This is a genomic window from Actinomadura sp. KC06, assembly GCF_004348735.1.
Classification (GTDB): Bacteria; Actinomycetota; Actinomycetes; order Streptosporangiales; family Streptosporangiaceae; genus Spirillospora.
Genome location: NZ_SMKT01000168.1, coordinates 1 through 18,573, shown reverse-complemented (window position 1 = coordinate 18,573; position 18,573 = coordinate 1). Strand labels below are relative to the sequence as shown.

The 18,573-nt window shown below is 71.8% G+C and carries 12 protein-coding genes; 7 read left to right on the top strand and 5 right to left on the bottom strand.

Translation table 11 applies throughout. From position 1 onward, the window contains the following. Nucleotides 1-131: 131 nt before the first annotated feature. Together E1287_RS35175 and E1287_RS35170 are read left to right on the top strand one after the other, a co-directional pair. On the top strand, nucleotides 132-2,654 hold the full coding sequence (locus E1287_RS35175) for an ATP-dependent Clp protease ATP-binding subunit (RefSeq protein WP_131969599.1): 2,523 nt from the start codon (nucleotides 132-134) through the stop codon (nucleotides 2,652-2,654). A 9-nt stretch (nucleotides 2,655-2,663) separates the two neighbouring features. Beyond that, nucleotides 2,664-3,113 carry a protein-tyrosine phosphatase family protein gene (locus E1287_RS35170; RefSeq protein WP_131969598.1) on the top strand — a complete coding sequence of 150 codons (450 nt, stop codon included), beginning with the start codon at nucleotides 2,664-2,666 and terminating at the stop codon, nucleotides 3,111-3,113. Here the strand turns inward: E1287_RS35170 and E1287_RS35165 are convergent. Together E1287_RS35165 and E1287_RS35160 are read right to left on the bottom strand one after the other, a co-directional pair. Next, entirely contained in the window at nucleotides 3,097-4,713 is a 1,617-nt protein-coding gene (locus E1287_RS35165; protein WP_131969597.1) for an FAD-dependent oxidoreductase, read from the bottom strand. The genes E1287_RS35170 and E1287_RS35165 overlap by 17 nt on opposite strands. 179 nt (nucleotides 4,714-4,892) lie before the next feature. Further along, on the bottom strand, nucleotides 4,893-5,453 hold the full coding sequence (locus tag E1287_RS35160; RefSeq protein ID WP_131969596.1) for a dihydrofolate reductase family protein: 561 nt from the start codon (nucleotides 5,451-5,453) through the stop codon (nucleotides 4,893-4,895). Between the two features lie 148 nt (nucleotides 5,454-5,601). Here E1287_RS35160 and E1287_RS35155 point away from each other — a divergent pair, with 148 nt between their 5' ends. Beyond that, on the top strand, nucleotides 5,602-8,409 hold the full coding sequence (locus tag E1287_RS35155; protein WP_131969595.1) for a LuxR C-terminal-related transcriptional regulator: 2,808 nt from the start codon (nucleotides 5,602-5,604) through the stop codon (nucleotides 8,407-8,409). A gap of 177 nt (nucleotides 8,410-8,586) precedes the next feature. Here E1287_RS35155 and E1287_RS35150 read toward each other — a convergent pair whose 3' ends face one another. Beyond that, a complete protein-coding gene (locus E1287_RS35150; RefSeq protein WP_131969594.1) occupies nucleotides 8,587-9,849 on the bottom strand; it encodes a serine protease in 1,263 nt (420 codons plus the stop codon). Nucleotides 9,850-9,969: 120 nt separating this feature from the next. After that, nucleotides 9,970-13,665, bottom strand: coding sequence for a M28 family peptidase (locus E1287_RS35145; RefSeq protein ID WP_207934650.1), 3,696 nt, complete (start codon nucleotides 13,663-13,665; stop codon nucleotides 9,970-9,972). A gap of 268 nt (nucleotides 13,666-13,933) precedes the next feature. Here E1287_RS35145 and E1287_RS35140 point away from each other — a divergent pair, with 268 nt between their 5' ends. Beyond that, on the top strand, nucleotides 13,934-14,908 hold the full coding sequence (locus E1287_RS35140; protein ID WP_165969357.1) for a LysR family transcriptional regulator: 975 nt from the start codon (nucleotides 13,934-13,936) through the stop codon (nucleotides 14,906-14,908). On the opposite strand, the gene trxB is transcribed toward E1287_RS35140, so the two are convergent. Beyond that, nucleotides 14,909-15,859, bottom strand: coding sequence for a thioredoxin-disulfide reductase (gene trxB / locus E1287_RS35135; RefSeq protein WP_131969592.1), 951 nt, complete (start codon nucleotides 15,857-15,859; stop codon nucleotides 14,909-14,911). 160 nt (nucleotides 15,860-16,019) lie between these two features. Between trxB and E1287_RS35130 the strand changes: the two genes are divergently transcribed. The 3 genes from E1287_RS35130 to E1287_RS35120 are packed head-to-tail and all read left to right on the top strand — an operon-like array spanning nucleotide 16,020 to nucleotide 18,488. Beyond that, a complete protein-coding gene (locus tag E1287_RS35130) occupies nucleotides 16,020-16,733 on the top strand; it encodes a tRNA-dependent cyclodipeptide synthase (protein ID WP_131969591.1) in 714 nt (237 codons plus the stop codon). A gap of 11 nt (nucleotides 16,734-16,744) precedes the next feature. Continuing rightward, nucleotides 16,745-18,121 (top strand): cytosine permease, encoded by a 1,377-nt coding sequence (locus E1287_RS35125; protein WP_207934649.1) that lies wholly within the window; start codon nucleotides 16,745-16,747, stop codon nucleotides 18,119-18,121. A 1-nt stretch (nucleotide 18,122) separates the two neighbouring features. Then, on the top strand, nucleotides 18,123-18,488 hold the full coding sequence (locus E1287_RS35120; RefSeq protein ID WP_131969590.1) for a rhodanese-like domain-containing protein: 366 nt from the start codon (nucleotides 18,123-18,125) through the stop codon (nucleotides 18,486-18,488). Nucleotides 18,489-18,573 lie beyond the last annotated feature (85 nt).

Here is an 18,573-nt window from a genome sequence, read left to right as displayed (position 1 = left end):
TAGCCTCGGGTGCGGGGTTGTTGGGGCCGGGCTGTGTGCCCGCTCGGAGCTGGGGTTTTCCGGGGCTTGCCATGGGCAGGTCCCTGACCGTTGCGATTAGGCGTCTTCAACGGGGGCAGGGGGTTTCGGAGATGACCTCGGGGTGGTACGGATCCGGCGGCATGGACCCGTTCGAGGAGATGCTCGCCCGGTTCTTCGGCGCGCGGGCGCAGCGGCGGCCGATGGAGCGGATCAGCATCGCGCGGCTGATGAGCGAGCCCGCGCGGGAGCTGGTGCGGGACGCGGCGGCGCAGGCGGCGGAGTGGGGCAGCGACGATCTGGACACCGATCATCTGCTGTGGGCGGCGACGCGGCAGCAGGGCACGCGGCAGTGGATGGCGCGGGCGGGCGCCGACCCGGACAAGATCAAAGGGGAGATCGAAGAGCATGCGCGGCGGGGTGAGCCGCGAGACGTCCCGCCGGAGCTGACCCCGTCGGCTAAGCGGGCGCTGCTGGATTCGCATCAGGTTTCGCGGGCGCTTGGGTCGTCCTATATCGGGCCTGAGCATCTGCTTTTCGCGCTGGCGCTGGATCGCGGGTCCAGTGCGGGGCGCATTCTTGATCATGAGCATGTGACGCCCGACACGCTGCAGCAGGCGGCGACCGGCGGGCAGCAGCCGCCGAGCGGGCCCGGCGGCGGGCAGGCGTCCGACACGCCGACGCTGGACGAGTTCGGACGCGACCTGACCGCCCTCGCCCGGGAGGGCCGCATCGACCCGGTGATCGGGCGCGAGGACGAGATCGAGGAGACCGTCGAGGTCCTGTCGCGGCGCACCAAGAACAATCCGGTGCTGATCGGCGATCCGGGCGTCGGGAAGACCGCGATCGCCGAGGGTCTCGCGCAAAGGATCGTGGACGATGACGTGCCGGAGACGCTGCGCGGGAAGCGGATCGTCCAGCTGGACCTCGGCGGGATCGTCGCGGGAACGCGGTACCGGGGCGACTTCGAGGAGCGGCTGAAGAAGGTCGTGGACGAGATCCGCGAGCACAGCGACGACCTCGTGGTGTTCATCGACGAGATCCACACGATCGTGGGCGCGGGCGGCGCGGAGGGCGCCATGTCCGCGGGGAACATGCTGAAGCCGCCGCTGTCGCGGGGCGAGCTGCACGTCGTCGGGGCGACGACCATCGACGAGTACCGCCGCAACATCGAGAAGGACGCGGCGCTGGAGCGCAGGTTCCAGCCGATCCTGGTGCCGGAGCCGAGCCCGGACGACAGCATCGAGATCCTGCGCGGGCTGCGCGACCGGTACGAGGCTCACCACCAGGTGCGGTTCACCGACGAGGCGCTTCTCGCGGCCGTTGATCTGTCGAGCCGGTATCTGACCGATCGGTTCCTGCCGGACAAGGCGATCGACCTGATCGACCAGGCGGGCGCGCGGGTCCGGCTGCGGTCCGGGACGCGGGACGGCGGCCGCCGCGAGATGGAGCGGCGGCTCGACCGGCGACGCCGGGAGAAGGACCAGGCCGTCGCGGACGAGGACTACGAGAAGGCGTCCGAGCTGCGCGACGAGATCGTCCGGCTGGAGAAGGACCTGGCGGAGACGCGCGACGACAACGGGCCGACGACCGTCCCCGAGGTCACCACGGAGGACATCGCCGAGGTCGTGTCGCGGATCTCCGGCGTGCCCGTCACGCAGCTGACGCAGGCGGAGCGCGAGCGGCTGACCCGGCTGGAGGAGCACCTGCACCAGCGGGTGATCGGGCAGGAGGACGCGGTGGCGGCGGTGGCGCGGGCCGTCCGGCGGTCCCGGGCCGGGATGGGCGATCCGGACCGTCCGATCGGCGGGTTCCTGTTCCTCGGGCCGACCGGCGTCGGGAAGACGGAGCTGGCGAAGGCGCTGGCGGAGGCGCTGTTCGGCAGCCGCGACCGGCTGATCCGGTTCGACATGAGCGAGTTCCAGGAGCGGCACACGGTGAGCCGGCTGATGGGCGCGCCGCCCGGGTACGTCGGCTACGAGGAGGCGGGGCAGCTGACCGACGCCGTCCGGCGGCAGCATTACGCGGTGATCCTGCTGGACGAGATCGAGAAGGCGCACCAGGACGTGTTCAACGTCCTGCTGCAACTGCTGGACGACGGGCGGCTGACGGACGCGCAGGGCCGCACGGTCGACTTCCGCAACACCGTGGTGATCATGACCAGCAACCTCGGCTCGGAGCTGATCACCGGGCGGACGGAGGTCGGGTTCGGCACGCCGGGCGGCGACCCCGACGGTCCCGGTTCCGCGCTCAGCGACCGGATCATGCGGCGGCTGCGCGAGTCGTTCCGGCCCGAGTTCCTCAACCGGATCGACGAGATCATCGTGTTCCAGCGGCTGGAGGAGGGCCAGCTCCGGCAGATCACCGACCTGCTGCTGGACGAGACGCGCCGCCGCCTCCGCGCGCAGGACGTCGACGTGTCCTTCACCACCGAGGCGGTGGACTGGCTGGCGCGGCGCGGCTACCAGCCCGAGTTCGGCGCCCGGCCGCTGCGCCGGACGATCCAGCGGCAGGTGGACGACCGGCTCTCCGACCTCCTGCTCGCCGGCGATCTGCGGCACGGCAGCCACGTCGAGGTCTCCGCCGTGGGCGACGGGCTCGACTTCCACGTCACCACGAAGGAACCGGCGACGTAGGCTGGCGCGATGACATCTCCGCTGACGGGCGCGCTGCAGCTTCCCGACGGGGTGTGGGTCAGGGGGCGGGGGCTGCGCAATCCTCTGCCGGACGGGCCCGCGCCCGACTTCGGGCTATACCTGGGCTCGGGGCGTCTTCGCCGACGGCATGAGGCGGCGCTGAGCTGGCCCGCCGCCTGGATCGAATGGCCCGACTTCCTGCTGCCTCGCGACCGGGACGCGGCCGTCCGGGACATCCGCGCCCTGCACGAGCGGGCCCGTTCCGGTGCGGCGGTCGAGGTCGCCTGCGGAGGCGGCGTCGGACGCACCGGAACGGTCATCGCGTGCTTGGCCGTCCTGTCCGGGGTGGAGCCGTCCGAAGCCGTCGCTTGGGCGCGCGAGCATCACCATCCGCGGGCCGTCGAGACCCCGTGGCAGCGCCGGTGGGTGGCCGCCTTCCCGGCTACGGCCAGTCGCTGAGGATCAGTTTCGCGGCGTGTTCGCCGATCATCATGCTCGGCGCGTTGGTGTTCCCGCCCGTGATGGACGGCATGATCGACGCGTCCGCGACCCGCAGGCCCTCGATGCCGCGGACCCGCAGCGCCGGGTCGACCACGGCCCGCTCGTCCGCGCCCATCCGGCAGGTGCCGACCGGGTGGTAGACGGTCGTCGCGCGGTTCGGCAGCTCCTTGGCCAGCGCGGCCCGGTCCGGGAAGCCAGGGCCCGGTGACAGCTCCTCCTTGACGTCGCCGGCGATGGTCTTGTTGGCCATCACGTCGCGGACGAGTTCGATGCCGTCCAGCAGCAGGCGCGCGTCGTCGGGGTCGGTGAGGTAGGCCGGGTCGATGAGGGGCGCGGCGGACGGGTCGGCGGACGCCAGCCGCAGCGTCCCGCGGCTCTTCGGGTAGATCAGCGTCGGCATGATCGTGAGGGCGGAGCGCTTGTCCACCTTGTGCCGGACGGGCGCGTCCTGGTTCGGGAACGGATACGACCACGGCAGCGCGTGAAGCTGCAGGTCAGGGACGTCGCCGGAGCCGGCCTGCCCGGTGCGGACGAAGCCGACCGCCTCGAACACGCTGCGCGCGACCCACGTCCCGCCCTTCGTCCACTCCCGGACGACGCCGGACGCGAAGTACGGCGCGGTGCCCCGGTGGCGGGCCGTGTCCATGACGTACGTCATCGGGACGAACATGTGGTCGTGCAGGTTGTCCCCGACGGGCAGGTCGGCGTGCACGTCGATGCCGTGTTCCCGCAGGTGCGCGGCCGGTCCGACGCCGGACAGCATCAGAAGTTGCGGCGAGCCGAACGTCCCCGCCGCCAGGATCACCTCGCGGGACGCGCGCACGGTCCCGCGCCCCTTCTTCGTGACGACGTCGATCCCGGTGGCCCGCCCGTCGCGGACGATCACGCGCTCCACCGTCGCGCCCGTCACGACCGTCAGGTTCGGCAGGCCGTGATCGTCGAGGTATCCGACGGACGAGCTGTACCGCAGCCCCTCGTGCACGCTCTGCTGGAAGATCCCCGCGCCGTCCTGGACCTCGCCGTTGTAGTCGTCGTTCCGCTTCACGCCCGCCGTCTCGATCACGGCCTCGATGAACGCCTCCGACGCCGGGGTGAGGTCCCGCTGCCGCGTCACCTGGATCGGCCCGTCCGCGCCGCGCAGGGCGGTGGCGCCGTCCTCCCAGTTCTCCATCCGCTTGAAGCTGTCCAGGACGTCGTCGTGGCCCCATCCGGTGCAGCCGTCCGCCGCCCAGTCGTCGTAGTTCCGCCGGTTGCCGCGCACGAACAGCATCCCGTTGATCGACCCGGAGCCGCCGAGGACGCGTCCCTTCGTCTGCGGGATCCTCCGGTCGAGGGCGCTCTTCTGCGGGGTGCTGTAGAAGCCCCAGTCCAGCTTCTTCTTCAGCTGCGGGACGTTGTGGAAGACGGCGATCAGGCCGGGCTTGCGCACCAGCCGCGTCCGGTCCGGGCCGCCGGCCTCGACCAGGACGACGTCCGCGCCCGACTCGGCCAGGCGCCGCGCCAGCACGCATCCCGCGCTTCCGGCACCCACGACGACGTAGTCAGCGGTCCGCTCCATCTGTTCCTCCCAGCGGACGCGGACGGCCGGGGCCCTTCAGCGGGAGGGCACGGCCGGGCGACCACTCGTGAGGGGCCCGCGCCTGGCCCGATCGGCGCCGCCGCGAGGGCGACCTGAGGTGCGGCGATAGTAGAGGCCGCCGGACCGCCCGGCCAAGCGCGGGTCCCGATGACCGGAACTCAGGCCGCCGACGCGGGCTTGAGGCGGTAGGACAGCAGCACGATGCCGGACGGGTACGTCCGCGCCTCGACGAGCTCGAACATCGCGCGGGTGCCCTCGCGGAACAGCAGCCCGTCGCCGCCGCCCGTCCCGACGAAGAACGGGTGGACCCAGAGCCGCAGCTCGTCGAGCAGGCCGTGCTCCATCAGCTCGTGCGAGAGCCTGCCGAAGCCGTACTGCAGGATGTCGCCGCCCGGCCCCTCCTTCAGGCGGGAGATCTTGCCGATGACGTCGCCGCCGATGACGGTGGTGCGGTCCCAGTCGGCCTTGTCCATCGCGGACGAGACGACGTACTTGTCCACGGCGTTCATCTTGTCGGTGTAGGGGTCGCCTGACCGTCCCTGCCACACCGAGGCGAAGCTGTGGTAGGTGTGCCGGCCGAACAGCACGCCGTCGCAGCCCAGCAGCACCTCGGTCTGCGCGGCGAAGTCGCCCTCGGCGTCGCCCAGCCGGGGCCAGTCCTGCGGGTCCTTCATGACTCCGTCGATCGACACGAACGTCGAGTTGATGATGCGTCGCATGGCTCTCTCCACTTCGTTTCCGGGATGTGCCGGTCTTGGCCGGTGACGTCAACACTGCGCCCGCGGCCACCGCCCGGTCATCCGTGCCGCCACGGAGACGCCACGGAATCCGCCCACCGATTTCTCCCGGTCCGCCACACTTGTCGTCGTGCCCCTCGATCGTCCGGCGGAGGTTTCCAGGCGCGAGGCGGAGGTCCTCGCGGCGCTCGGCGCGCGGCTGTCGAACGCGCAGATCGCCGGGCGGCTGCACATCTCCGTCCGGACCGTCGAGAGCCACATCTCCTCACTGCTCCGCAAGTACGGCGTCACCGACCGGTGGGCCCTCGCCGACGAGGCGGAGCGCCGCACCCCGCCGCCCGGCCACCTGGCCGGGCTGCCGTCCGCCCGGACGGCGTTCTTCGGCCGCGCCGCCGAAACGGACCTGGCCGCGGGCCTGCTCGCGGACGCGCGGCTCGTGACCCTGCTGGGCGCGGGCGGGATCGGCAAGACGCGCCTGGCGGCCGCCGTCGCCGAAGCGGCCGCGCCGTCGTTCCCGCTGGGCGGCGCTTTCGTCGACCTCGTCCCGGTCCGCGAGGCCCGCGACGGGGTCGTCGCGCAGGCGGCGGCGTCCGCGCTCGGCGTGCCGGAGCGGCCCGGACAGGCGCCGGCGGACGCCGTCGCGCAGCACCTCGGGCGCGGCCGGTCGCTGCTCGTCCTGGACAACTGCGAGCACCTGCTGGACGCCGTCGCGGGCTTCCTCGAAAGGCTGCTCTCCGCCTGCGCGACCGTGACCGTCCTGACCACCAGCCGCGAGCGGATCGGCATACCGGGCGAGCGGACCGTGCCGGTGCCGCCGCTGCCGCTGGGCTCCGACGCCGAGCGCCTCTTCCTCGACCGCGCCGCCGCGTCCGACCCCGGGTTCGGCGCCGCCCGCGACGACGTCGCCGAACTGTGCCGCCGCCTGGACGGGCTGCCGCTCGCCATCGAACTCGCGGCGGCGCGCAGCGCGTCCCTGGGCGCTTCCGGCCTCCTCTCCGCGCTTCATGGTGGGGGGTCGACCCCCCACACCCCCCGGAAAGGCCATCAGGACGACGTCCTGCACCTCTTGGCGGGAGGGCGCGGGGCGGTGGAGCGGCACCGGTCGCTGAGCGCGGTGCTCGGCTGGAGCCACGACCTGCTCACCGAGGACGAGCAGGTGCTGTTCCGCCGCCTCTCGGTGTTCACCGGCGGGTTCGACCTGGACGCGGCCGCCGCCGTCGCGCCCGGCCTCCCCCGCCCCGCCGATCTGCTGGGGCGGCTGGCGGACAAGAGCCTGGTCGTGCGGCAGGCGGAGGGACGGTGGCGGCTGCTGGAGACGGTCCGCGCCTTCGCCGCCGAGAAGCTGGAGACGGGCGCGGACAGGGAGGCGACCCGCGACCGGTACCTGCGCTGGGCCGCGGCGACCGCCGCCCGCCTGGAGCGCGCGCTCGGCGAGGACGCCGACGGCTGGCGGGACGGTTTCGACGCCGTCGCCCCCGACCTGCGCTCGGCCCTCGCGGGCGCGCCGCCGGGCCGCGCGCCCCTGCCGCACGGTCTAGCCAGGTCGCTCGCCCATCTGGCGTACGCACGCGGGTTCCTGCACGAGGTCCCCGGCCACTACGAGGAAGCGGCGCGGCGGGCGCCGGCCCCGGGCGAGGCCGCGGCCGACCTGCGCGACGCCGCGGACGCCGCGCACGCCCTGATCAACACGGGCCGGGCCTTCGAGCTGCTGCTCGCGTCGGCGGAGCGGGCCCGCGCCGCCGGGGACGGCGACGCGGAGGCGGTCGCGCTCGCGTTCGCCGTCGCGACCGCCGCACGGCACCCGTCCGGGTTCGAGACGGAGGTCCCGCACGACCGCCTCCGGACGCTACTCGACGCCGCCGCGTCGGCGGGCGACGGCCGCGACCCGCTCGTGGCCGCGCATCTCGCGGCGGCGCGGGTCTGGGCCGCCCGCGAGGAGAAGGTCACGCCGGAGCCGTCCCTGATCGGCGACGCGGTGGCCGCGGCCCGCGCGACCGGCGACCCGGTGCTGGTCTCCGCCGCGCTGGACGCGTCCGGCAACGCCGCGCTCACCGCCGGACGGTTCCGGGACGCGCACCGGATCGCCGCCGAGCGGGTCGGCCTGCTCGCCGCGATGCCGCGCGACGTCCCGTACACGGCGCCGGAGATCACCGACGTCTTCCACATGGGCGCGTCCTGCGCCGTCGCGGCGGGCGACCTGCCCGCCGCGCTGTCCACGGCCCGCCTCGCCGCGTCCGACGACCTGATCGGCGACCGGTCCCCGGTCGCGCTGAGCACGCTGATCCCGCCGCTCGTCCTGACCGGCGACCTCGCGGGTGCGCTCCGCCGCGCGCCCGCGCTGTGGGACGTCTGCGAGCGGGCGGAAAGCCCGCTGGCGTGGGTGTCCCCGGCCGTGGCGGCGGTCGCGCTGGCACACGGGCTTCTCGGCGACGACGACGGCTACCGGCTGTGGCGGGCCCGCGCGGAGCGGGTCGCGGGCGGCGCCGGGGCCCGGTACATCGCGTCGTTCGCGGCGTTCGTGGACGCCCGGACCGCCCTTCACGCAGGCCATGCCGACGAACGCGCGGAGCGGGCCGACGGACGCGGAAGCCAGGCCGACGGACGTCTCGTCGCGGCCGCGTTCGCCGATTTCCCGCCGCAGGACTGGTACCGGCCCTACGCACGCGCCGCCGGCGCGGAACTCGCGGTCGCCGCCGGGCTCCCCGACGCGGCCGGACGGCTGGCCTCCGCCGCCGCGGAGGCCGCCGAGAACGACTGGGCGGCCGCGTGCCTGGCCCGGGCCGCGGGCCGCCTGCACGGAGACGAGGACGAGCTTTCAGCGGCCGTCCGGGCGTGGGAGCGCATCGGCGCGCGGTTCGAGCGGGCCTGCACCCTGCTCCTCATCCCCGGCCGCGCGGACGAGGGCCGCGGAGAGCTGGCGGCCGTCCGGGCCGCCTGAAGGACGGGTCCCGTCGCGGTACCGCACCGGCCCGTGGGCCAGGTCACGGCCGGTGCGGTACCGGCGGGCGCCCGGCGTCCTCCCCGCCAAGGGATCGCCGGACAGCGCTCCCGGCCGGGACCCACGGGAGGAGAACGTCCCGGACGAGAGGTCATTCACCCTGAGCGGATCAGCGGGTCAACCGCTCAGGACGCGGGAGTCGGGGGTTCCCGGCTCGTTGTCGATCAGACTGGAGATCTCCTTGTAGACGAGGCTGATCCGGGTGCCCCAGTTCGGGCAGCCGCCGAGGTGGTGCAGCGCGATCACCTTGTGCGAGGACCCGGCGAGGACCGGCGAACCGGAGTTCCCGCCCGACGTGTCGCACATGTACCCGGTGTTCACCCCGGACGACGGCGTCCTGATCACGCAGTTGCCGCCGCCGTCCTCGACGACCGACAGCCGCTTCGGCAGCGTGTCGCCGTGGCCGGGGATGTAGATCCGCTCACCCGCCGTGGGCTCGCGGGTCTCCAGGTACAGCGTCCCGAACTGCTTGATGCTCTCGAAGTTGTTCACCGAGAACAGCGCGTAGTCGAGGGCGCTCAGCGGGCTCAGCTTGAGCAGTTGCGCTCCGCTGACCTTCGTGCCGGCCCCCGGGTTACGGCCTCCGCACGTGGCGCAGTCGTAGTCGAACTGGAACTCGCTGCCCCGCAGGTCGGCCTCGTTCTCCATGCAGTGCTGGTTGGTGAGCATCGTGTTGGTGTCGCCGACACGCCACGAGGTGCAGTGCCCGAGGCCGTTCAGAAGCTGGCGGGCCACCGAGCGGGAGCGGGCGTATTCGGTGGGATGGCTCTCCTTGTAGCAGGTCACGTCGCGGCGGCCGTCGGTGCCGCAGACGCTGAACGGACGGGGATTGGCCGCCGTGTACTCGGCCTGGGTGAAGCCGCGGAAATAGGAGTCGATCCGGGCGCCGAACCCCTGCCGGGTCAGCGCCGCGGCGTCGCCGCGCTTCGCGGACGAGTGCAGGGTGACGACGGCGGTGTCCCCGTCGATCGACATCGCGGCGAACCCCGTCCCACCGTGGACGGTGAAGGGGGAGTCGCCGCCCTGCTTCCGGACGGTCGGGTCGCCGTAGTAGGTGTGCACTTCGCGGCCGGACGGCGAGGCGACGGTGACGCGGTCACCGGGGAGCAGCCGCACGGACGCGAAATGCACCTTGACGTAACTGGAGCCCGGCTCGCGGAGGGTCACCTGAGTGGTTCGGCTCTTAGGCGAGTACCGGAGCTCGGTGTTCGCGGCCTTCTTCTCTCCGGCCGCATCTGGTTTGGGGGCGGGTAGGCGGGGTTGGGCCTGCCTGGCGGCGTCGCCGCTCCGCACGGGAGTGGCCGACGCCGTGGCGGCGGGCAGGATCAGGGTCACGGCGAGCGGGATCACCGCTGCCAGGAAGCGTGACCTTCTGGACATTTGCGCACCTCCTCTGGGGGTCGAGCTGCGCTTGGCGGGATGGGGGGATATGTGGATGTCCGGCCCGGCCTCCACCCCCATCCCGAGGAGGAGACCGGACCGGACACTTACCGCCGGCGGCTAGAGCGTGATGCTCCAGCCCCTAAGGGTCCCGATGTCCTGGGGCCCGTAATCGTAGATGTACACCTGCCAGTTTCCGCCCGCCTGGGAGTTGACGCCCGGGACCTGGAAGGTCCGCGCGCCGTTCCACGGCGTGCACTGGTACTGACCGGTTCCCTGCCGCTTGACCACGTAGTCCCCGCCGGTGGGCGAGCGCAGCCAGATGCCGAGGTCCTCGGCGCAGGTGTGCGTCGCGTCGATCGACAGGTTCACCGTCGTCGCCGCCTGGCCCTCGATCCCGACCTGGATCGGGCTGACCGTCCAGGTGTAGTCGCGGATCGGGTAGTCGGTCTCGCTGGTGAACGTGCGGTCGCCACCCGGCGACTTGGTCACGTTCAGGGTGTAGGTGGCCGTGCGGGTGACCGAGCCCCGTCCGGTGACCGTCACCGTGTAGCTGCCCTCGGGCGTGCTCGCGGTGGTGGCCAGCGTCAGGGTCGCGGTTCCGCCCGCCTTGACCTCACCGGGGTTGATGGTGGCCGTCGGGCCGCCCGGTGAGACCGTCGCCGACAGGGCCACCTGCTGCGCCGTCCCCTGGGTGAGGGCGGTGCGGACGGTGGCCTGCGTCGACTTGCCGGCCTCGACGGTCCCGTTGGACGGGTCCACCGACACCGAGAAGTCGTCGGTTCCGTCGCCTTGCACCCGCAGGGTGAAGCTCGCGGTGTGCGTGGCGGACTCACCGGCGCCGGTGACCGTCACGACGTAGTCGCCCGCCGGGGTTGCCGACGTGGTGGCGACGGTCATCGTGGACGAAGCGCCGGCCTGGACGGTGGCGGGGCTGAAGGTGACGCTCGGCCCGCCCGGCGACACCGTGGCCGTCAGGTTGATCGACTGGGCGGCGCCCTCGGTCACGGCCGTGTTGATGGTGGCCGTGGCCGACTGTCCCGGCTCGACGCTCGCGGACGTGGGATTCGCCGTGATGGAGAAGTCGTCCGACGGGTTCGTCTGACCCACGGACGTCTTCCACAGCGCCCACGCGATGGCGTCCGCGCTGCGGTCGAGCGCGGTCATGTTGATGTTGCCCGGGTAGGCGTCGCAGGCCTGGTGGTAGCAGCGGTCGAACGCCTGTCCGGCCGTGCCGCCCCACTTCTGCGCCTGCGCGGACGACTTCGTCGCGGACGCGCCGGTGGACAGGAACGACGTCGCGATCCCCGCGTTGCGGAACGGGCCGTCGTCGCTGCAGCACTCGCCCATCTCGTCCGGGACGAGGTTGATCGAGTCGAAGTATCCCTTCAGGTTCGCGGACAGCTGCGAGTTGAGGTTGTCGATGAAGTAGCCGGCGTTCGGGCTGCCGACCATGTCGAAGTTGAAGTAACCCTTGATCTTCGACCGCTCGGTCTGCGGGAGGCGGGCGACGTAGAACTCCGAGCCGTTGAGGCCCTGCTCCTCGTCCGTCCACCAGCCGAAGCGGACCTTGTTGAGCATGGTCGGCTTGGTCTGCGCCAGCGTCAGCGCGGTCTCGAGCAGCGCGGCGGAGCCGGTGGCGTTGTCGTTGCTGCCGGGTCCGGCCCGGACGCCGTCGAGGTGCGCGCCGAACATGTAGACGCTGTTGGCGTCACCGCCAGGCCATTCGGCGATCAGGTTGGGCCCGGAGCCCGCGGTGCACCCGGAGGTGCACGCCTGCCGCGTCACGGTGAACCCGGCGGCCTGCAGCTTCTGCTCGACGTAGGCGACGGAGGCGGTGTACCCGCCGCCCGCGGCGTAGCGGTTGCCGCCGTTCTGCTGAGCGATGGTCTGGAACTGCTGCAGGTGCGCCTTGACGTTCTCGACGTTGACGTTCGGCGGGTCGGTGGTGCCCGGTCCGCCGCCGTCGACTCTGAGCGAGTACGTCGCGGTCTTGGTCTTCGACGCGGTCCTGCCGGTGACGGTGACGGTGAACGGCCCGGTCTGCGCCGTGTCGCTCGCGGTGAGGGTCATCGTCGAGGTGTTGCCGGACTGGACGCGCGCCGGGTTGAAGCTCGCGGTCAGGCCGCTGTTGGCCGGCGACACGGACGCGGTCAGGTCGACCGCCTCCGAGGCGCCGCCGGTGACGGTCGTGGCGACCGTCGCCTGCACCGACGCGCCCGGCTTCACCGTGCCCGTGTTGGGCGACACCGACATCGAGAAGTCGTTGCCGCCGGTCGGCGTGCAGGTCGGCTCACCGGACTGCTGCGGCAGCGAGACCGCGTCCCACGCGGCCTTGGCCTTGTTGTAGTAGGTGCAGGTCGGGTCGAGGTTCTTCGCCGCCTGCAGCGTCAGCACCCGGTACCGGGGGTAGTTGGTCCCGGACGTCTTCAGCATCATCGCGTTGTAGAAGATCTTCGTCGCGTCCATGATGCCGATGCCGGTCATGCTGCTGTTGTTGCAGGTCGGGCTGGACGGCTTGCCGCCGCCCGGGTTGTTGCCCTCGGCCAGCAGGTAGAACCAGTGGTTCCCCGGCCCGGCCGCCTTGTGCACCTCCATGTTCGGCACCGAGCTGGAGTAGCAGTTCGGGTCGTTGTTGACCAGGGAGGGGTTGTACATGTTGCGGATCGGGCCGTTGCCGACGAGGTTGACCTCTTCGCCGACGGTGTAGTCGGGAACGTCCTCGGGGTTGTTGAGGAGCGCCTCGACGGCCGCTCCCCACACGTCCCCGACGAACTCCTGCGTGTTGCCGCCGGAGATCCCGCCCGGCGTGTAGCTGTCGAGCCCGTGACCGAACTCGTGCGCCACGACGTCAGCGCCGGTGATCCACTGGTTCTGCTGGTTGTGGCCGAACTGGGCCTGGCCGTTCTGCCAGTAGGCGTTGACGGCGTTCAGGCCGACGAACGCCGGGGCCCACTGGCCGCTGTTGTTCAGGCCGGTGCGGCCGAACGACTTCAGCAGGTCCCAGTGGCCCTTGGCGGCGTACATGACGTCCACGCAGCCGGCTTCCTTGCTGGTCTTGGACGTGCTGCCCCACACGTCGTCAGGACCGGAGAAGACCGCCCTGGTGCTGTAGTCGGCGCAGCTGATGCCGGGACGCTCCGGGTCCCGCATCGTGTACTGGCCGCCGGATTGGGTCGTTCCGAACTGGAGGTTCGGCCCTCCCCAGATGCCGGTGCCGGTGCCCGCGACGACGAGCTCCTGCTCGGCGAACCGCTTGCCCGTCAGGGCGTCGACGTAGACCTTCTTCTGGCTCGGGTGCGCGCCGTCACGTCCGGTGACGACCGTCTCCCACGCGAGCCTCGGCTTCGCCAGCGCGTGCACCACCAGGCGCGGCTGCAGGGTCTTGCCGTCCGGCTTGCTCACCGCGCCGCGCGACTTCCGCGCGGCCTCCGCCTTGCCGACCTTCGGCGCGATGCCGACGGCGATCTGCTTCTTCTGCGCCACCGACAGGTTGCGCACGTGGCCCTTCTCGTCCGTGGCCACCACGAAGTCGCCGCCGACGACGGGAAGGTCGCGGTAGGTGCGCTCGTAGGCGACGTAGTACAGGTTCCACGGGGTGCCGGTGACCTGCGTCCGGACGTACTTGTCGCCCTTGCTCGGGTGCAGGTCCGCTACCCGGCCGGCGATCAGGCGTTCCGCCGAGACGACGGCGGCGGTCTTCGGATCGGGAGTCGATCCTTCCGCGCTGGGGGTCGCTCTCAGGGCCACCGGCACCAGGCCGCCGATCCCGAGAGTGGCGGCCACAAGGGTCGCCAAGAGGTGTTTGCGTTTCACTTCCGCATGCCTCCACTGAGGGGGGAGACCGCACCGCGGGGGGACGGGCGGCCGCAGGCACGGCGATGCCGTCCACCGCCAGCGGGGGCACGCCTGCTACATGCTCGGGCGCTCGGTTTGGGGCAGAAGGAACGATCGGGCAGGGGGCAGGAGATTCAGGAGGGCGGGGCGCCAGGAGCGGGTGGACGGTTTGTCGTGCCTTGCGAAAATGAGAGTGACATCTGCGGATCGGTTGCGGACCCTTCCACTTGGGCATAGCTTCACGGCTATGCAGGTGGAACTGCGGCATTTAAGGGTGCTCTGCCAGCTCGCGGAGACAGGCAGCATCACGCGTGCCGCGGCCAACCTGGGCGTCTCCCAGCCCACCCTCAGCAACCAGCTGCGCCGTATAGAAAAGGCCTTCGGAGGGCCGCTGTTCGCCCGCGACTCACAAGGCATCACCCCCACCCCGCTGGGACGCCACGTCCTGGCCCGCGCCCGCGGCGTCCTGGCCGACATGGACGACCTGCTCGCCACCGTCCCCGGCGGCGGGACGCGCACCGGCATCCGGCTGGGCACCCACCCCCACGTCCTGCTGGGCGAATGGCTGCGCAAACTCGAAAACGAGATGCCGCACCGCACCGTCAGCACCAGCCTCGACTACTCCGGCGCCGTCCTCACCCAGCTGTTGGCCAACGACCAGGTCGACGTCGTGTTCATGGGACGCGTCGCCGACCACCACGCACCGCCGTGCCCGCCCGGCACCACCGAACGCGTGATCACCATCGAACCCTGCGGCATCGCGCTCGCCTCCAGCCATCCGCTCGCGGCGCGGGGCCGGGTCAGCCTGACCGACCTCGCCGGAGAGACGTGGATACCGCCGCAGGGCGGCGACGACGGCGGGACCGCGATGCTCCGCGCCGCCTGCGAAGCCGCCGGGTTCACGCCGCGTTTTCGGTACGCAGGGGTCGACTTCAACAGCATGGTCGGGTTCGTCGCGGCCGGGTTCGCCATCACGCTCGCCTCGCCGACCTGGGTGCCGGGTGAAGGCATCACCGTCGTCGCGCTCGCCGGCCGCGCCACGGACGCCTACCGGGTGCTGCGCTGGCGCACCGCCACCATGCCGACCAGCGAGATCGACATCCTGCACCGCACGTTCCACGAGCTGTACAAGCCGGTCGTCGAGCGCAACACCGGAATGCTGAAGTGGCTCGGCGAGCACCCCGACGCGCGTCCCCGCACCCTTCCCGTCCCCACCAACTGATCAGCGGGCGGCCGGGGCCGCGGCGGCGGCGAGGTGGCGTTCGGCGTCCATGGCGGCCATGCAGCCGCTGCCCGCCGCGGTGACGGCCTGTCTATAGGTGTGGTCGACGAGGTCTCCGCAGGCGAACACGCCGGGCACGCTCGTCCGGCTGCCCGGCGCCTGCGTCTTGACGTATCCCTGCTCGTCCACGTCCACCTGGCCGGCGAACAGGCCGCTGCGCGGGTCGTGGCCGATGGCGACGAACAGCCCGGTGACGTCGAGCCTGCCGGTCTCGCCGGTCCTTGTGTCGCGGATGAACACCCCCGTGACCTCGCCCGAGCCGTCCACCGCCGCGACGACCGTGTGCCACAGGACGGTGATCTTCGGATGCGCCAGCGCCCGGTCGGCCATGATCTTGCTGGCCCGGAACTCGCCCCGGCGGTGGACGATCGTGACGCTCTCCGCGTACCGGGTGAGGAACATCGCCTCCTCCATCGCGGAGTCGCCGCCGCCGACGACCGCGACGTGCCGGTCGCGGAAGAAGAACCCGTCGCACGTCGCGCAGGACGACACGCCGCGTCCGAGCAGCTCCCGCTCCCCCGGGACGCCCAGCGGCCGCCAGGCCGAGCCGGTCGCGAGGATCACCGCGCGGGCCCGGTACTCGCGGTCGCCCGCGCACACGCGCTTGGTCTCGCCCGCCAGCTCGGTGTGGACGGCGTCGTCGACGAGCAGCTCCGCGCCGAAGCGGCCGGCCTGCTTGCGCATGCGGTCCATCAGGTCGGGGCCCATGACGCCGTCGGGGAAGCCGGGGAAGTTCTCCACGTCCGTCGTCGTCATCAGCGCGCCGCCGAACTCGGCGCCCTCGATCACCAGCGGGTCGAGGTTCGCGCGGGCGGCGTACACGGCGGCGGTGTATCCGGCCGGGCCCGAACCGATGACGATCAGATTCCGGACGTCATGATCTGTTTTCACGCTGGACCTCGTCTCGGGTAATTGACGGACGCGGCCATCGTAGGGACCAGATCATTCTTCTCCGGGGGTTATGCATTCGAGGTATACCCCGCTGGCATTAGCGGGGGCGGGGGTCGGCACGGACACTCCCAGACATCCGAAATTGTGACCGGAGGATGTCATGACGGCATACGAGATCGAACCGCTCTCCGATGAATGCGTGAAGGCGCTGCGGAAATGCGATCATGTGTGCATCGGGGTCAGCCCATTCAACAGCTACTTCAGCGCTGAACGCCTGGCGAGCCTGGCCAGGTGGGCGACCGCCGCTTTCGCCGATTTCCACTTCTTCGTCCCGGACGAGATCACCGCGTACACGTTCGAGGCGCTGGGCTACTCCCCGGGCCGGGCACGGCAGAAGGCGCACCGCCAGTCGCGGTACACGCACAACAAGATCCGGTCGGCGCTGGCCAGGCTGGACGTGCCGAACCCGGATGAACATGTGCTGAGCATGGTGCGGCTGCACGCGAACCGCCGCTACCAGGAGCTGTTCGACGAGGCGCTGGTGCTTTACACCGAGAGCGAGGCGTTCCGGGACGCGTGCCTGGAGGCCACCCGCTGGGTGCTGGAGCCCAAGCTGCCGGACGGGCAGGCCGCCTCGCTTGAGCAGCTGCGCCTCGGAGTGCGCTATTTCCTGGCGGAGCTTCCGCTGTTCGCGGGGTCCGGGTACATCGTCGGGACGCCGCACTCGATGTTCGCCTACCACCAGCGGGTGCGCTTTCTTGAAAGGTTCTTCGAACGCGAACTTGAGTGGCGCCCGCGGCACGGGCAGGGATTCCTGATCGTCCGCGAGGCTGCGGCCGAAAGGACGCTTTCGTCGCTCGGCAATACCCGATAGGCGGCACGATCATGAAAACCCACCCCGCGTCCCGGCCCGCCGCCGTGGGCCACGACGACTACTCGCTCGTCCGGGTCCCCGATTCCGCGCGGCGCTCGTGGATTTCCGTCGCCGTCCAGCGTTTCGGCCAGGTGTCGTCATTCCAGCAGTTCATGGTCGGCGCGATTCTCGGGTACGGCATGACGTTCTGGGACGCCGTCCTCGCCATCACGATCGGCTCGGTGCTGCTTGAGGCGATCACGATCCTGCTCGGCGTCGCCGGGGTCCGGGAGGGGCTGTCCACGTCCGTCCTGGCGCGGTGGGCCGGGTTCGGGCGCCGCGGGTCCGCGCTGGTCGGGATGCTCGTCGCGATCAGCCTGGCGGGCTGGTTCGGCGTCCAGAACGGCGTGTTCGCGCAGGGCATGCACGACCTCGCCGGCAGCCCGCCGGAGTGGGCGTGGGCGGTGCTCGGCGGCGCCGCCATCACGGCCGTCACGACGTACGGGTTCCGGACGATGGCGTGGGTCGGCTACCTCACCGTCCCGGCGTTCCTGCTGCTCGCGCTCGTCTCCATCGTGGACGCGCTGCGGCACCACTCGCTCGGCGAGCTGATCGCGTCCGACCCGCCGGGCGAGCCGCTGACGCTCGGCGCGGGCGTCACGCTGGTGTCCGGCGCGTTCATCCTCGGCGCGATCATGACGCCGGACATGACGCGGTTCAACCGGCGTCCCGCGGACGTGGTCAAGCAGACGCTGATCTCGGTCACGCTCGGCGAGTACCTGATCGGGATGATCGGGGTGCTGCTCGCGCACGCCGCCCGCACCGACGACGTCGTCGGGATCGTCACCTCCTCGTCCGGGCTGCTCGGCACGCTGGTGCTCGCCACCGCCATCCTGAAGATCAACGACTGGAACCTGTACTCGTCGTCGCTCGGCCTGGTCAACTCGATCCACGTGCTCACCGGCCGCCGCGTCGGGCGGGTGCCGGTCACCGTCGCGCTCGGCGCCGCCGGGACGCTCGTGTCGGCGCTCGGCATCGTGCACGCCTTCAGCGGGTTCCTCACCGCGATCGGGATGCTCGCGCCGCCCGTCGCCGGGATCATCATCGCCGAGTACCACCTCGTCCGCGCCTGCCGCCCGGCCCTGGACCGCGCCCGCCGCACCGGCGCGCCGCCGCCCGACCCCGCGGACTGGATGCCGCGCGCCCTCGTCAGCTGGGCCGCGGGCACCGCCGCCGCCGTCGCCGGCCTCGGCAGCGCCGCCCTGACCTCGGTCGCCGTCGCGTTCGCCGTGCACGCCGTCCTCGGACGGTGGTCCGCTGGGCGCGGCGCCGCGGCGGCGGCCGACCCCTCCTCGTCTCCCGAACCCCCGCCGTCGCCCGTCCCCGCCACGAGCCCGAAAGGACCCTGACGTGCTCCCGCTGATCACCCGCGACGAACTCGCCGCCGCCCTGGAGGACGGCACGGTCGTCGTGGTCGACACGATGCCGGCCGCCTACTACGAGAAGGAACATCTGCCCGGCGCCCGCAACATCCCCGGCTTCCCCTACGAGCAGGCCGCCGAGTTCACCGACGAGTACGCGCCGCGCGTGCTGCCCGACAAGTCCGCGCCGGTCGTCGTCTACTGCGCCAACGTGCCGTGCCGCAACAGCGGCCTCGTCGGCGCGCGGCTGCTCGAACTCGGCTACCCCGACGTCCGCAAGTACCGCGAAGGAATCGAGGACTGGGTCGCCGCCGGGCTCCCCACCGAGTCCTCCACCCCCACAGAAGAAAGGTAGAACCCCCGTGAAACGCAGCATCGCGCTTCTCACCGGAACGGCGTCCCTGGCCGGCGCGCTCGTCGCCGCCACCGCCGTCCCCGCC

Excerpts from the sequence above, each read along its gene's own strand:
- E1287_RS35130 (WP_131969591.1), top strand. The coding sequence starts at position 16,020 with ATGACGGCATACGAGATCGAACCGCTCTCCGATGAATGCGTGAAGGCG.
- E1287_RS35150 (WP_131969594.1), bottom strand. The coding sequence starts at position 9,849 with ATGTCCAGAAGGTCACGCTTCCTGGCAGCGGTGATCCCGCTCGCCGTG.
- E1287_RS35160 (WP_131969596.1), bottom strand. The coding sequence starts at position 5,453 with ATGCGACGCATCATCAACTCGACGTTCGTGTCGATCGACGGAGTCATG.
- E1287_RS35170 (WP_131969598.1), top strand. The coding sequence starts at position 2,664 with ATGACATCTCCGCTGACGGGCGCGCTGCAGCTTCCCGACGGGGTGTGG.
- E1287_RS35140 (WP_165969357.1), top strand. The coding sequence starts at position 13,934 with ATGCAGGTGGAACTGCGGCATTTAAGGGTGCTCTGCCAGCTCGCGGAG.
- E1287_RS35165 (WP_131969597.1), bottom strand. The coding sequence starts at position 4,713 with ATGGAGCGGACCGCTGACTACGTCGTCGTGGGTGCCGGAAGCGCGGGA.
- E1287_RS35175 (WP_131969599.1), top strand. The coding sequence starts at position 132 with ATGACCTCGGGGTGGTACGGATCCGGCGGCATGGACCCGTTCGAGGAG.
- E1287_RS35125 (WP_207934649.1), top strand. The coding sequence starts at position 16,745 with ATGAAAACCCACCCCGCGTCCCGGCCCGCCGCCGTGGGCCACGACGAC.